The organism is Blautia sp. HCP3S3_B11, from assembly GCF_052064435.1.
Lineage (GTDB): Bacteria > Bacillota > Clostridia > Lachnospirales > Lachnospiraceae > Blautia_A.
This window is the reverse complement of the sequence record NZ_JBQHVP010000002.1, coordinates 229,640-244,588: the sequence shown is the minus strand read 5'-3', so window position 1 is coordinate 244,588 and position 14,949 is coordinate 229,640. Positions and strand designations below refer to the sequence as shown.

Below are 14,949 nucleotides of genomic sequence, written 5' to 3'. Positions count from 1 at the left end.
AAATGGAGAAACGTATTATAACTACAGATGTGACGGAGGAGGATTTTTCGCTTGAGGGGAATCTTCGTCCGCAGACTCTGGATGATTATATTGGTCAGGAGAAGACTAAGAATACTTTGAAAGTATATATAGAGGCTGCCAAGCAGAGGCATGATGCGTTGGATCATGTGTTGTTTTATGGTCCTCCGGGGCTTGGTAAGACGACACTTTCCGGTATCATTGCCAATGAAATGGGAGTTCATATGAAGGTGACTTCCGGTCCTGCGATTGAGAAACCGGGGGAGATGGCGGCTATTTTGAATAATCTGCAGGAGGGAGATATTCTGTTTGTCGATGAAATCCATCGTCTGAACAGACAGGTGGAAGAGGTGCTTTATCCTGCGATGGAGGATTATGCGATTGATATTATGATTGGTAAGGGTGCCTCAGCCAGATCGATTCGTCTGGATCTGCCTAAGTTTACTCTGGTAGGTGCAACTACGAGAGCAGGACTTCTTTCTGCACCGCTTCGTGATCGTTTTGGTGTGATGCACCATCTGGAATTTTATACGCATGAGGAATTACAGACGATCATTATCCGTTCAGCGCAGGTTCTGGGAGTGGAGATTGATGCGAAAGGTGCTGCGGAGATTGCCAAGAGATCCAGGGGAACGCCGCGACTTGCCAATCGTCTGTTGAAGAGAGTACGTGATTTCGCACAGGTGAAATATGACGGAAGGATTACTTATGATGTGGCCTGTTTTGCATTGAATCTGTTGGAAGTGGATCAGTATGGACTTGATAAGATTGACAGAAGAATTTTGCAGACCATGATCGTGAACTTTCAGGGCGGACCGGTCGGCCTGGAGACACTGGCGGCGGCTATTGGAGAGGATTCAGGTACTCTGGAGGATGTGTATGAGCCTTATCTGCTCCAGAATGGCTTTTTGAACCGTACACCGCGTGGGCGAATGGCTTCCGCACTGGCGTATAAACATCTGGGGTATCCGATGCCTGATAAAAACTGAGTAAAAAAATGTTAAAGAGATAAAAATTAAAACTTTTTTAAAAATTCCTATACATTTCGACTGCTTTCGAGTATAATGAAGTAAATGTCTGAGAATCTCAATAAATAGGAGACAGATAATCCTGATGGTAAATTGGATGATTTTATTTGCCTGATATGGGCAGGAAATGACATATATGTATATTTACAGAGACAATTCAGATTACTGAAAAATAGTAATAATTAAGATACAGGAGGCTCGTACGGATGGCGGTCAAAAATACAGCAAAGGTAATCATAGGAGGTAAGATTATTACGCTGGGAGGTTATGAATCGGAAGAATATTTCCAGAAAGTAGCATCCTATATAAATAAAAAGATGGATGAATTAAGCGGTATGCCTGGTTACAGCAGACAGCCGATGGAAACTAAGCATACACTTTTAAGCCTGAATATTACGGATGATTATTTTAAGGCAAAGAAGCAGGCGGAGGTTTTTGAACAGGATTTACAGCAGAAGGATCAGGAGATGTATGATCTGAAGCATGAACTGATTTCGCTTCGCATGCAGATTGAGGAAGCTCAGAAGAATGAGCAGGAAGCACTTGAACAGAAGAGCCTTCTGGAAGGAAAGAATAAAGAACTGGAAAAGCAGATTGATGAGCTGCTGAAATAATAAGAGGGGGGATTGCTTCGGTGATTTCCCCTTTACGATTTGTTAGTGCTTTTATAGCAATTCCCCAAAATAATGCAATTAATTCAGATTATCAGAGCGTGAAGTCCCGCGCCAGATATCTTTGTCGTGCGTCAGCACGCCGGCAGATATCTTCCTTGTCCTTCGTACTCTGCTGGATTGTCTTATTTGCATTATTTTGTAGAATTGCTATAGAATGAATAATATTTTAGAATGAGGTATGTAAGTGAGAAGAGAAGAGATAGAACTTCTGGCACCTGCAGGTTCCTATGAGGGATTTGAGGCTGCAATCGGTGCAGGAGCAGATGCGGTTTATGTGGGTGGCGCAGCATTTGGTGCGAGAGCCTATGCAAAGAATTTCGGTGAAGAGGAACTTCTTCGTGCGATAGACACTGCGCATATTCATGGGAAGAAGTTGTATTTGACAGTAAATACGCTTCTAAAGAACAGAGAACTTTCCGAACAGCTTTATGATTATCTGCTTCCGTATTATAAGGAAGGCTTGGATGCGGTGATCGTTCAGGATTTGGGTGTGTTTAAGATGATCAGGGAGATGTTTCCGGGAATGCATCTTCATGCCAGCACACAGATGACGGTAACTGGTCCTGAGGGAATGAAGTTTCTGGAAGAGCAGGGAGCGTCCCGCGTGGTAACTGCCAGAGAACTTTCCCTTGATGAAATCCGGAGAATGCATGAGACAAGCCCGATAGAGATAGAATCGTTTGTCCATGGAGCATTATGTTACAGTTATTCGGGACAGTGTCTGATGAGCAGCATCCTTGGGGGCAGAAGCGGAAACAGAGGGCGTTGTGCCCAGCCATGCCGCCTGCCGTATCAGACAGGACTGTGCGGAGAATACAGGGAGGAAACTGAGAATCAGAGAAGTAAAAACTGCACGAATAAGAGTCACATAAATAAAAATCGTACGAATAGAAATTTTGAAAATAAAAATCAGAGTAGCAGAAACCGACAGGATAAATTTCAGGAAGAAGTATGTCCGCTGAGTTTGAAAGACATTTCTACAATAGAAATTCTTCCGCAGATTATTGAGGCAGGAGTTACTTCCCTTAAGATAGAAGGAAGAATGAAACAGCCGGGATATACAGCGGGAGTAACATCTGTATATAGAAAATATCTGGACATTCTTTTTGAGAAAGGTGCTGAGAATTATAAAGTAGCGGAGAAAGACAGACAATATCTGCTGGATTTGTTTAACAGAGGCGGTTCCTGCACCGGATACTATGAGATGCAGAATGGTCCATCTATGATGGCGTTCACAAATGAGAAGAAGACTGGAGATATCACGCCTGTATTAAGAAAAAAGAAAGAAAAAATTCAGGGAACGTTAATTCTTTTCCCGGGAAGTCCTGCTATACTGGATGTATCCTGCAGGGGAATTCATGGATCCGCATCCCTCGGAGAAGTGCAGTATGCACAGAATCAACCGCTGACTGGGGAACGTATCCGCTCACAGATGGAGAAGCTTGGAAATACGGAATATGAGTGGGAGAATCTGGAAATTCAGATGGATGAGAGCATTTTTATCCCGATGAAAATGTTGAATGAAGTCCGCAGACAGGCGTTGGAATCATTGGAAGAAGAAATCCTCAAATCATATAGAAGAGAAGAAGTAGAAAAAAACAGTCAGCATACAAACAAAAAAGCAGTTAAAATACAAAAAACGCTGCCAATTTATATATCATGTGAAGAAAAATCCACCGCTCTTGCGTTATATAAAAGAGAAGGGATACAGGGAATGTACCTTAACGGTGATGCGATGGAAGCCTGTCTTGATGAAGGTGTGAGCAGAGGAATGGAAATGTATCTGTCACTGCCACACATTATGAGAGGAGAATTTCCGGAAAATCTTCTTACCCAGATAGATAACTGGCTGGACAGAGGAATGACAGGATTTCTTGTAAGAAACCTGGAAACTTTTGCAATTCTTAAGAAAGCCGGGCTTGCAGAGAAATGTGTGCTGGATCACAGCGTGTATACATGGAATGACGAAGCAGTTGATTTCTGGATTGGACAGCATGTTATGCGCAATACAGTGCCTCTTGAGCTAAATGAGGGAGAAATCCGTCACAGAAATAATCAGAATAGCGAGATGCTCATTTATGGCTATCTGCCGCTTATGATTTCTGCTCAATGCGTGCATAAGAATGTCTATGGGTGTAATCATAAAGAAGAGTGGGTGACTATGAAGGACCGCTATGATAAGGAATTTACAGCCAAATGTGTATGTAATCCATGGAAAATGGAGAATACAAATTCCCGCATACCCTGCTATAATATCATTTACAACAGTATCCCTTATGGTCTGCTGAAGGAAAAATCACAGATAGACAGACTGGGTGTTTCTTCCCTGAGACTTGCATTCACAATTGAGAAACCGCAGGATGCAGTAAAGATTTATGAAGAGTTCAGGGACGTTTATCTGAACGAGAAGAACCCTCGGAAGCGGGACTATACTAAGGGACATTTTAAAAGAGGAGCCGAGTAAGGCATATGATTAATGTAATTGTAGAATTATCCAAGTATGTGATCCTTACCCTGATGGTAATTTATACTTTTCACTGTTTCTATCTGGTGAAACAGCAGAGTGAGGAAGAGAGAAACGAATCGCTGCGGCAGCAGCTGATGCTTATCTTTTTTATGGATTTCACTGCGTTTCTGGTCATCTACCTGAAGACTGGTAAGTTTCAGGTTATTCTGTTTTATGTAGAGATGATGGCGTTTTTTGCAGGAATCCAGATTCTGTACAGACTTATATATAAGAAAGCATCGATTTTACTGCTGAATAATATGTGTATGCTTCTGAGCGTTGGATTTATCATGCTGTGCAGATTAGATGTATCAACGGCAACCAGACAGCTGGTGATCGTAACCGGTGTGAATGTGGCAGCACTTGTCGTTCCGGTACTGATCCGAAAAATGAAATTTCTCAAAGATCTGACATGGGTTTATGCCGGAATCGGAATTGTCCTGCTAGCGGCGGTACTTGTGCTTGCACAGACAAGCTATGGAGCGAAGCTTTCTCTGATGGGAATTCAGCCATCAGAGGCAATTAAGATCACATTTGTATTTTTTATGGCAGCATTATTGAGAAATGATGCAGATTTTTCAAAAGTAGTCCAGGCTACTATAGTGGCAGGGCTTCATGTTGGTATCCTGGTGCTTTCCAGAGACCTGGGAAGTGCGGTAATCTTCTTTGCGGCATACCTCGTGATGATTTATGTTGCTTCCAAGAATGTAGGATATCTGGCGCTTGGCCTTGGCGGCGGTTCGGCTGGAGCAGTTATTGCATATCATTTGTTTGGGCATGTACGCCAGAGGGTGACAGCATGGAAAGATCCTATGGCAGTATATCAGAATGAAGGATATCAGATCGTTCAGTCATTGTTTGCGATTGGAACCGGCGGATGGTTTGGAATGGGATTATGCCAGGGCTCCCCTGAGAAGATTCCGGTTGTTAAGAATGACTTTATATTCAGCGCCATTTGTGAGGAAATGGGGTGTATTTTTGCAATCTGTCTGATTCTTGTATGTATGAATTTCTTTCTGATGATCGTAAATATTGCACTTAAGATAAAGAAACCATTTTATAAACTGATCGCGCTTGGCCTTGGTACGGAATATGCATTTCAGGTATTTCTGACAATAGGCGGAGCAACGAAATTCATCCCTATGACAGGTGTGACACTTCCATTGGTCAGCTACGGAGGAAGCTCTGTGGCGAGTACGGTGCTGATGCTGGCAATTATTCAGGGATTGTATATTTTGAGAGAAGATGAGGACGAAGAAATTGAGAGATATCGAAGAAAAGAAGCGGCGCAAAGAGCTCAGGAAGCGTCAGAAGCGCAAGGCTCAGGAGATTTCTAAAAAAAGAAGACCCCGTAATCAGGAATATACACTGGTATCCTGTTTTTTTGTGCTGATCTTTGTCAGCATGATTGGGTATCTGGTCTACTTTAATTATGCAAAGAGCGATGATTTTATCAACAGTCCGTATAATACAAGACAGGATACATTTTCAGACAGAGTTGTCAGGGGAAAGATCATATCTGCGGATGAGCAGGTGCTTGCCCAGACTAATGTTTATGAAGATGGGACAGAGGAGCGTACCTATCCATATGCAAATATGTTTGCTCATGTGGTTGGATATGATACAAATGGAAAAAGCGGACTGGAATCAGAAGCGAACTTCCAGCTTCTGACATCTCACGAATTCTTTCTGAATCAGATAAAAAATGAATTTCTGAATCAGAAGAATACGGGTGATTCTGTAGTGACAACCTTAAATGCGGATCTTCAGACAACGGCATATAATGCACTTGGAGATAGAAGAGGTGCGGTAGTTGCGATTGAACCATCTACGGGAAAGATTCTGGTAGAATTAAGCAAGCCGGATTTTGATCCAAATACGATCTCCCAGAACTGGGATACATTGGTTAATGATTCCAATGACAGCAGCCTTCTGAACAGGGCGACCAACGGAGCGTATCCTCCGGGTTCTACATTCAAAGTGGTAACTGCTCTTGACTACTTCAGAACAAAGGGAAGTCTGGAAGGTTTTTCTTATCTCTGTGAGGGTAGCATTACCATGGAAGATCATACAATCAGCTGTTATGGTGGAACAGTTCATGGACAGGAAGACTTTTACAGTGCTTTTGCCAATTCCTGTAACAGTGCGTTTGCGGAGATTGGAACTATGCTTGGTGGAAGCTCTTTGAAAAAGACGGCAGAGGATCTTCTTTTTAATAAGAGCCTTCCTCTTACTTCGTATAAAAAGAGTACGTTTACATTAAATGGTAAGTCTTCGGTGGCAGAGGTTATGCAGACTGCAATCGGTCAGGGAAATACCCTGGTATCTCCAATGCATATGGCGTTGATTACCAGTGCGATCGCAAATGGTGGCGAACTGATGAAACCATATCTGATTGATTCGATAGTCAGCTCAGACGGAGAAACGGTCAAGACAACAGAACCGGAGAGCTATAAACAATTAATGACTACAAACGAGGCGAATATCCTTGGAAAACTGATGAAAGGTGTTGTAGAGAATGGAACGGCATCTGCACTGAATGGAAGAGGATATACGGTAGCAGGCAAGACCGGATCTGCGGAATTTGATGAAAATGGCTCCAGTCATTCCTGGTTTATTGGTTATTCGAATGTAGATAATCCGGATCTCGTGGTAGCTATTATCGTTGAGAATGGTGGTACGGGAAGCGAAGCAGCAGTCCCGATTGCCGGACAGATTTTTGATGCATATTATTATGACAACTGATAATTAAAGAAATGCTCTGTTCAATGAGGATTTTGAAAAAATCTTTGAACAGAGCATTTGGTTTATATTCAGTAATATCGGTAGCATTAATGTTCATTATCTTCTCGGTAATACAGTCCCAATTTATTCTGGCTTGCCAGCAGCAATTGGAATTTGGCTTGTGTATCTTGGGATAGCGGTGTATGAACAATAACGTGAACAGTGTTACTGTTCACTCCGTGCCCAGTAACACGCTACGCGATGCACAGAATTTATGCTAATCGCATAAATTCGCGCGGTATGTCTCGGGTTTTCTGTGACCTTCGCTCACAAAAAACACCTCGCGGAATACTACCAGTGAACAATAACGTGAACAGTAACAACTGCAATGATTTCATATTTACGGGTTGCGGGTTTTGGGAAAAAGAGGTATACTATATTCAGTTTATAATACCACGCAAAACAGGAGGGATTGCATTATGATAGAAGCAACGAGCTGTGGCGGTGTGGTAATTCATCGGGGTAAGATTCTTACATTGTATAAATCTTACAGGAACCGTTATGAGGGCTGGGTATTACCGAAGGGAACAGTGGAACTGGGTGAGACGCATGAACAGACGGCATTGCGGGAAGTGATGGAAGAGGCTGGAGTGCGTGCGACCATTGTGAAATATATCGGGAAGAGCCAATATAACTTTACCGTTCCGGAGGACGTGGTTTCCAAAGAGGTACATTGGTATCTGATGACTGCGGATAATTATCATAGTAAGCCCCAAAGAGAAGAGTTTTTTGTAGATTCCGGATATTACAAATTTCATGAGATCTACCATCTGCTGAGATTTTCCAATGAAAAGCAGATTGTAGAACGTGCTTATCAGGAATATCTGGAAATGAGAAGTAACGGACTCTGGGGAAAACAGCATAAGTATTATTAACGAGAACAGGGCTGTGTTTTTTACGACGCAGCCCGGTTTAAATTCTGGAGAAAACGGGAATACTTTAAATGAATTACGTTACAGAAGAAATGCCTGTTGGGATATAAGACTGAGAAATAAAAAGGATAAGCTTATTGATTTGGTGTAGGCAGAAATGAGAGAAGGTGTAAGATGCTAAAGTGGCAGGAGAATTTTCTGGCAGGGAAATCTGTAAAGAATCCCGGTAAGATAAAAAAGAAATTAAATAGTGGAAAACTGGTGCCAGGCATTTATCTTCTTACATTATCAGAAAATCCATCTAATCTTATGGATATTATTCCGGCAGCGATGTTATTCCAGAAGAGCTTTTACGGAATCTGTCCTGAAATCATAGGAATGGCAAAGGGCAAGGAGGAAGCTCTGGAGATGGTGAGGAGCCTGATTGATGAAATGTATACGGAGACAGGAACCTTTGCAATAGCTGAATATATAGAAAACAGGTGAGAATATGTTACATATTTTATGGCTGATCCTTAAGTTTATATTGATCATACTGGGGATCCTGCTGGGACTTCTTTTACTGGCAGTGCTTCTTGTTCTGTTCTGCCCTGTGAGATATAAGGTATCAGTTGTTAAGACGGAAGGCGACTGGAATCAGATAGAAGGAGAAGGCGTTGTAAGCTGGTTATTTCATGGAGTTTCGCTGAAAACTGAATGGAAAGATCAGCAGATGGAAATGTCGTTTCATCTATTTGGAACTCCCGTAGATAAATTATTGAAGAAACGCCAGAAGAAAAAATCAGATTCGGAAAATGTGAAGAATACTTCAAAGAAATCCGGAACAAAAGAAACGAGATCTGAGGCGACAAATTCAAAGAATGAAAAGCGTGAATTAGAAGCAAAATCATCGAATGATTCGTCAGATCAAGGCGCAAATTCTACTGAAAATAAAATTCAACCAGAAGATACAGCTTCAGAGGAGGTTTCAGAACAGAAAACGTTCTTTATTAAAAGAATATATGACCGAATTCGAAATATATTCAAAGGAATTCGGACAAAATTGCAAAATATTCGCAGGACACTCAAGAAAGTCAAAAATAATCTGTCCTGGTGGAAATCTTTTCTCGAACATCCGAGAGTAAAAGCTGCCAGAACTCTGGTGTGGAAACATGCGAAATTTCTTCTTAAGCATATTTTCCCTACAAAGATAGAAGGACAGGTTGCATTTTCTTTTGAAGATCCTGCTCTGACGGGAACAGCACTTGCTGTACTTGGTATGACAATTCCTTTTCATAAGAACTGTGTTCAGATCAATCCTCGCTTTGGTGGAGAGAATTATCTGCAAGGAAATATCAGGACAAAAGGCAGAATCTATGGATTTGTTTTTCTGCGCGCTGCATTGATCATTTATTTTGATAAAAATATAAAATACGTTATAAAACGTTGGAAAACCAGGAGGGCATGACCATGGCAAACGAAAATAACTTTAAAGAAACTGTAAACTCATTATTCAAGGGAATGGACAGCTTTATCTCTGCAAAAACTGTAGTGGGAGAAGCAATCCATGTAGGTGATACGATCATCCTTCCTCTGATGGATGTCTCTTTTGGTGTAGGTGCCGGTGCTTTCTCAGGAGAGAAGAAGGATAACGGCGGCGGTGGAATGGCCGGAAAGATGACTCCATGCGCAGTACTTGTAATTCAGAATGGAACAACCAAACTTGTCAACGTGAAGAATCAGGATGGACTGACCAAGATTCTTGATATGGTGCCGGATTTTGTAGATCGTTTCACATCAGGAAAAGGTGACGATGAACCAATCAGTGAGCCTGAAAAATAAGACAGAAATCCGTTATAGGCATTCATAATAGAGTTTTTGCATAAACTATATCAAACCAATGAAAAAGAAAAGGTGCAGGAGAATTGGAAAAGCTGATAGGTTTTATGCTGTTTTTCATAGGGCTTGGGATGGTGATCGGATTATTGATCGCAGAGAATGTGATCCTGGTAGTTTCAGCCGGTATTTTCCTGTTGCTGGGATATCATCTTTTCTGCCACTGAAAATAATATATAAAAGAAAAAGAGACTGCAGGATCAGCCATGATTTCTATAAAATTTTGTAGAATATCTGGCAGACTGTGGTTTCTTATATTTTTATCTGATAATTGTGGATTTTAACAGATTAGGTAAGTTTCATGTAATTGTAAATATCCATTGGATCATTGGAAATGAGAGGCTGGTTTTCGAAAGGGTAAAAAAATACCCCTGTAAAAACAGGGGCAATTGGTGTTATTATGCTCTTTCTACTTTACCGGATCTTAAGCAAGAAGTACATACATATGTCTTTCTAGCTCCGCCTTCAGCAGTTTTGATTTTAACGGATTTTACGTTAGATTTCCACATTTTATTGGATCTTCTATGTGAATGACTTACATTATTTCCGAAATGAGCAGCTTTTTCACAGATTGCACATTTAGCCATGATAGCACCTCCTTGACGCTTTATTGTTACTGTCTGCTGTGTGTCTGGTGTCTAAAACAGTAACCTTGTGTTCAACAGATTACATTGTAACAGATGAATTGTGCTTTTGCAAGCAAAAAAAGGAAAAAACTCAAAAAATTATATTTCCTTTTCTGTAAAAAGAGGTTATAATACACTTACATACAATATATTAATTGGAGGTAACCATATGAATGGACGTATAGATTCCGGATTAGGTCAGATTATAATTGACACAGATGTAATCGCAACCTACGCAGGAAGCGTTGCAGTAGAGTGTTTTGGTATCGTAGGTATGGCTGCAGTCAGCATGAAAGACGGACTGGTTAAGCTTCTTGGTAAGAACAGCCTGAAACATGGTATCAGTGTCAGAATTACTGAGGACAATAAAATCCGCCTGAATTTCCATGTTATTGTGGCATATGGCGTAAATATAAGCACAATTGCAGATAACCTTGTCAGCAATGTCAAATATAAAGTCGAAGCCTTTACAGGAATGGAGATTGACAAGATCGATATTTATGTAGAAGGTGTACGTGCAATTGATTAGGATAGAGGAGGAACTTGTGGTGAATAACAAAACCATAGATGCCAGAATACTTTCCAGAATGTTTCTTGCAGGAGCCAAGAATCTGGCAGCTAAGAAAGAATGGATCAATGAACTGAATGTATTTCCGGTACCGGATGGAGATACAGGAACCAATATGACAATGACAATTATGGCAGCGGCTGCAGAGGTAGGATCTCTTGGAGAGCCTGATATGGAGTCACTGGCTAAAGCGATTTCTTCCGGTTCTCTGCGCGGTGCAAGAGGTAACTCAGGTGTTATCCTTTCACAGCTTCTTCGTGGTTTTACCAAAAGTGTTAAAGACAGCAAGGAATTGGATGCCAGCGCTATAGCAGCAGCGATGGAGAAAGGTGTGGAGACTGCATACAAGGCGGTTATGAAACCGAAAGAAGGAACAATTCTTACTGTTGCAAGAGAAGCAGCTGCGAAAGCTGTTGAAATTGCAGAGACAGCAGAGAATCTGGATACATTCTTTAAAGGTGTGATTGCTCATGCAGAGGAAACTCTGGCGAAGACACCGGAGATGCTTCCTGTTCTGAAAGAAGCAGGAGTAGTGGACTCTGGCGGACAGGGACTCCTGGAAGTATATCATGGTGCATATGATGGTTTCCTTGGTAAAGAGATCGATTATACTCAGTTTGATAAAGCGAAAGGACCTGCAGTAACTAAGATTGATGCTCAGACAGAGGCTGACATTAAATTTGGCTATTGTACAGAATTTATCATTCTTCTGAATCAGCCGATGTCCGAGGAGACAGAACATGAATTCAAGAAATTCCTTATGTCACTGGGTGATTCAATCGTTCTTGTCGCAGATGATGAAATCGTGAAAGTACATGTTCATACAAATCATCCTGGACAGGCAATCGAGAAAGCTCTTACATTTGGTGCTCTTTCCCGCATGAAGATTGACAATATGCGTGAGGAACATCAGGAGAAACTGATCAAAGATGCCCAGAAGCTGGCGAAAGAGCAGGCTGAACAGGAAGAGAAAGAAGTAGCAGCACAGCCTCCGAGGGAAGTTGGATTTATCTCCGTATCTGTTGGTAATGGAATGACAGAGATTTTTAAGGAACTAGGTGTAGACTATCTGATCGAAGGTGGCCAGACAATGAACCCAAGTACAGAAGATATGCTGAATGCAATCTCAAAAGTAAATGCAAAGACCATCTATATCTTCCCGAATAATAAGAATATCGTTCTTGCTGCAAATCAGGCAAGAGATCTTACAGAAGATAAAGAAATCGTAGTTGTTCCGACTAAGACAATTCCGCAGGGAATCACTGCTATGATCAGCTATGTGCCTGAGAAGAACAGTGCTGAGAATACAGAGGCAATGCTTCAGGCAATCGAGAATGTCAAGACAGGACAGGTTACTTATGCGGTTCGTGATACCAGAATTGATGATAAGGAGATTCATGAGGGAGATATCATGGGTATCGGTGATCATGGAATCCTGGCTGTTGGTAAGGATCGTGTGGAAGTTACGAAGGAGACTGTTGCAGAGATGGTGGATGAGGATTCTGAGGTGATCAGTATTTATTATGGTGCTGATACTGAGAAAGCGGAAGCTGAGGAACTGGCAGCAGCACTTGAGGAGGCTTATCCGGATTGTGATGTGGAACTTAATGCGGGCGGACAGCCGATTTATTATTATGTTATTTCCGTTGAATAATGGTCGTTAGGATTTAAATGAATATTTATAGGTAAATGAGGACGGATATAGGTCGCCGGAGAGGTGAGGTATATCCGTTTTCGTATTTTGACTGAATCAAGTAAGTCCCCTGCGGAGGTTGCGAAGAGCAATAAGCAGTGGGTGGGACTGGAAAGGAATCTGTTATATATGTCAACATCTTTGCGTACGTTGAAGGGTGTAGGTGAGAAAACAGAGAAGCTGTTTTCGAAAATCGGGGTGACGGATGTGGAGTCGCTGTTGAGTTATTATCCCCGGAATTATGATGCGTATGAGGAGCCGGTGGAGATTAAAGCAGTGGAGGAGGGCTCTGTTGTGGCAATTTTCGGGACGGTTGTTACGGGGGTATATGTGAATCAGGTGAGAAATCTTCAGGTGATTACAACTACGGTGGCGGATCTTACAGGGAGGCTTTCGGTTACCTGGTTTAATGCGCCGTATTTGCGTTCTACGGTGAGAAAAGGGTGTGCTTTTGTTCTGAGGGGAAGAATCGCGAGAAAGCAGGGAAAGCTGCAGATGGAGCATCCGGAGATTTTTACTCCGGCGGCTTATGAGGAGATTCTGCATAGTCTTCAGCCGATTTATGGGCTGACTTCGGGGCTTTCGAATAAGACAATCGTGAAGTTGCTTCATCAGGTGTTGAAGGAGCAGAGTCTTCAGGCGGAGTATCTGGCGGATGAATATAAGGAGAAGTATCATCTGGCAGACAGGAATTTTGCAGTTCCGGCGATTCATTTTCCAAAGAATATGCAGGAGTTGTTATCTGCCAGGAGGCGTCTGGTGTTTGATGAGTTCCTTCTTTTTGTTCTTGCGGTGCAGATGTTGAAGGAGAAGGCGGAAGAGGCGCCGAATGCGTTTCCGATGCATCCTGTCTGGACGACGGAGAAGATTATAGAGGATTTGCCGTATGACTTGACGAAGGCTCAGCTGAATGTCTGGCATGAAATTGAGAGGGACTTAAGTGGCCAGGCGTTGATGTCCAGGCTGGTTCAGGGAGATGTGGGAAGCGGAAAAACGATTCTGGCTTTTCTGGCGATGATTATGACGGTTGAGAATGGTTATCAGGCTGTTTTGATGGCGCCGACGGAGGTTTTGGCGAGGCAGCATTTTCAGGCGATGGAGAAATTGTTGCAGGAGCATAATATAGAATTTGGTCATCCGGTACTGCTTACCGGATCGGATACGGCGAAGGAGAAGCGGGAAAAATATGCGCTGATCGCATCGAAAGAGGCAAATCTGGTCATAGGAACACATGCTTTGATACAGGAGAAGGTGCAGTATAATAATCTGGGGCTTGTTATTACGGATGAGCAGCACCGTTTCGGTGTGAAGCAGAGGGAAGCTCTGACGACGATGGGAAATCCGCCGAATGTTTTGGTAATGAGTGCAACACCGATTCCGCGTACTCTTGCTATCATTATTTATGGTGATCTGGATATTTCTGTGATTGATGAGCTTCCGGCGCAGAGACTTCCTATTAAGAATTGTGTTGTGGATACTTCTTATCGGCCCAAGGCTTATTCTTTTATGGAGAAGCAGATCCGTCAGGGACGTCAGGTTTATGTGATCTGTCCTATGGTTGAAGAGAGTGAGGGCATGGATGGAGAGAATGTTCTGGATTATACGATGAAGTTACGAAATGTTTTTCCGCCGGATATTAAGGTGGCGTCTCTTCATGGGAAGATGAAGGCGAAAGAGAAGAATGCGGTCATGGAGGCTTTTGCAGCGGGAGAAATCCAGGTTCTTGTGTCGACGACGGTTGTGGAGGTAGGCGTGAATGTGCCAAATGCGACAGTGATGATGGTGGAGAATGCGGAGCGTTTTGGACTGGCACAGCTTCACCAGCTTCGTGGGCGTGTAGGGCGTGGAGAATATCAGTCCTATTGTATTTTTATGCAGGGAAATGGGGCGAAGGAGACTTCGAAACGTCTGGAAATTCTGAATAAATCTAATGATGGATTTTACATCGCGGGGGAGGACCTGAAGCTTCGAGGCCCTGGAGATTTGTTTGGAATCCGCCAGAGTGGTCTGCTGGAGTTTAAACTTGGAGATATTTATCAGGATGCGGATATCCTGAAAGCAGCCAGTGAGACCGCGGCAGATATTCTTTCTCTGGATGAAGATTTAAGCCTTCCGCAGAATCAGGAATTGCAGAAAAAGCTGTCTGAGTATATGAAAGAAGATTTGCAGAATCTGGGATTATAAGTAATATTGCACAAAATGGGAGCGAAAGAATATAGACAAAGGCTGTCTGTTTGTAGTAATTTTTCCATATAAAGGTAAAAATCATTGCAAAAACAGGAGATTAGTAGTATTCTATTTCCAT

At 42.3% G+C, this 14,949-nt stretch carries 14 protein-coding genes; 13 read left to right on the top strand and 1 reads right to left on the bottom strand.

Going from position 1 to position 14,949, the window contains the following annotated elements; translation table 11 throughout:
- Nucleotides 1–2: 2 nt before the first annotated feature.
- The 10 genes from ruvB (at nucleotide 3) to ACTNC0_RS02590 (ending at nucleotide 9,924) form a co-directional block, all read left to right on the top strand.
- A complete protein-coding gene (gene ruvB, locus ACTNC0_RS02635) occupies nucleotides 3–1,007 on the top strand; it encodes a Holliday junction branch migration DNA helicase RuvB (RefSeq protein WP_441086247.1) in 1,005 nt (334 codons plus the stop codon).
- 245 nt (nucleotides 1,008–1,252) lie between these two features.
- Nucleotides 1,253–1,660, top strand: a complete 408-nt coding sequence (zapA, locus tag ACTNC0_RS02630; RefSeq protein ID WP_441086246.1) for a cell division protein ZapA — start codon at nucleotides 1,253–1,255, stop codon at nucleotides 1,658–1,660.
- A gap of 244 nt (nucleotides 1,661–1,904) precedes the next feature.
- On the top strand, nucleotides 1,905–4,184 hold the full coding sequence (locus ACTNC0_RS02625) for a peptidase U32 family protein (protein ID WP_441086245.1): 2,280 nt from the start codon (nucleotides 1,905–1,907) through the stop codon (nucleotides 4,182–4,184).
- A 5-nt stretch (nucleotides 4,185–4,189) separates the two neighbouring features.
- Complete coding sequence (locus ACTNC0_RS02620; protein ID WP_441086244.1) at nucleotides 4,190–5,563, top strand: FtsW/RodA/SpoVE family cell cycle protein; 1,374 nt, start codon at nucleotides 4,190–4,192, stop codon at nucleotides 5,561–5,563.
- Nucleotides 5,472–6,971, top strand: coding sequence for a peptidoglycan D,D-transpeptidase FtsI family protein (locus ACTNC0_RS02615; RefSeq protein WP_441086243.1), 1,500 nt, complete (start codon nucleotides 5,472–5,474; stop codon nucleotides 6,969–6,971). Before ACTNC0_RS02620 ends, ACTNC0_RS02615 begins: the two co-directional genes overlap by 92 nt.
- A gap of 458 nt (nucleotides 6,972–7,429) precedes the next feature.
- On the top strand, nucleotides 7,430–7,885 hold the full coding sequence (locus ACTNC0_RS02610) for an NUDIX hydrolase (RefSeq protein WP_441086242.1): 456 nt from the start codon (nucleotides 7,430–7,432) through the stop codon (nucleotides 7,883–7,885).
- A gap of 171 nt (nucleotides 7,886–8,056) precedes the next feature.
- Nucleotides 8,057–8,368, top strand: coding sequence for a hypothetical protein (locus ACTNC0_RS02605; protein ID WP_441086241.1), 312 nt, complete (start codon nucleotides 8,057–8,059; stop codon nucleotides 8,366–8,368).
- 4 nt (nucleotides 8,369–8,372) lie between these two features.
- Entirely contained in the window at nucleotides 8,373–9,329 is a 957-nt protein-coding gene (locus tag ACTNC0_RS02600) for a hypothetical protein (RefSeq protein WP_441086240.1), read from the top strand.
- A gap of 2 nt (nucleotides 9,330–9,331) precedes the next feature.
- Nucleotides 9,332–9,703 carry a GerW family sporulation protein gene (locus ACTNC0_RS02595; RefSeq protein WP_117677344.1) on the top strand — a complete coding sequence of 124 codons (372 nt, stop codon included), beginning with the start codon at nucleotides 9,332–9,334 and terminating at the stop codon, nucleotides 9,701–9,703.
- An 83-nt stretch (nucleotides 9,704–9,786) separates the two neighbouring features.
- The gene (locus tag ACTNC0_RS02590) at nucleotides 9,787–9,924 is read left to right on the top strand and encodes a hypothetical protein (RefSeq protein WP_178760763.1); all 138 of its coding nucleotides are present in this window, start codon (nucleotides 9,787–9,789) and stop codon (nucleotides 9,922–9,924) included.
- A gap of 231 nt (nucleotides 9,925–10,155) precedes the next feature.
- Here ACTNC0_RS02590 and rpmB read toward each other — a convergent pair whose 3' ends face one another.
- On the bottom strand, nucleotides 10,156–10,344 hold the full coding sequence (gene rpmB, locus ACTNC0_RS02585; RefSeq protein WP_019161496.1) for a 50S ribosomal protein L28: 189 nt from the start codon (nucleotides 10,342–10,344) through the stop codon (nucleotides 10,156–10,158).
- A gap of 208 nt (nucleotides 10,345–10,552) precedes the next feature.
- On the opposite strand from rpmB, the gene ACTNC0_RS02580 reads away from it, so the two are divergent.
- The 3 genes from ACTNC0_RS02580 to recG all read left to right on the top strand — a co-directional run bounded on the left by ACTNC0_RS02580 (nucleotide 10,553) and on the right by recG (nucleotide 14,828).
- Nucleotides 10,553–10,912: an Asp23/Gls24 family envelope stress response protein gene (locus ACTNC0_RS02580; protein ID WP_020993850.1), complete on the top strand. Its 360-nt coding sequence runs from the start codon at nucleotides 10,553–10,555 to the stop codon at nucleotides 10,910–10,912.
- A 58-nt stretch (nucleotides 10,913–10,970) separates the two neighbouring features.
- A complete protein-coding gene (locus tag ACTNC0_RS02575) occupies nucleotides 10,971–12,605 on the top strand; it encodes a DAK2 domain-containing protein (protein WP_441086275.1) in 1,635 nt (544 codons plus the stop codon).
- A 141-nt stretch (nucleotides 12,606–12,746) separates the two neighbouring features.
- Nucleotides 12,747–14,828 (top strand): ATP-dependent DNA helicase RecG, encoded by a 2,082-nt coding sequence (recG, locus tag ACTNC0_RS02570; RefSeq protein ID WP_441086239.1) that lies wholly within the window; start codon nucleotides 12,747–12,749, stop codon nucleotides 14,826–14,828.
- Nucleotides 14,829–14,949: the final 121 nt, after the last annotated feature.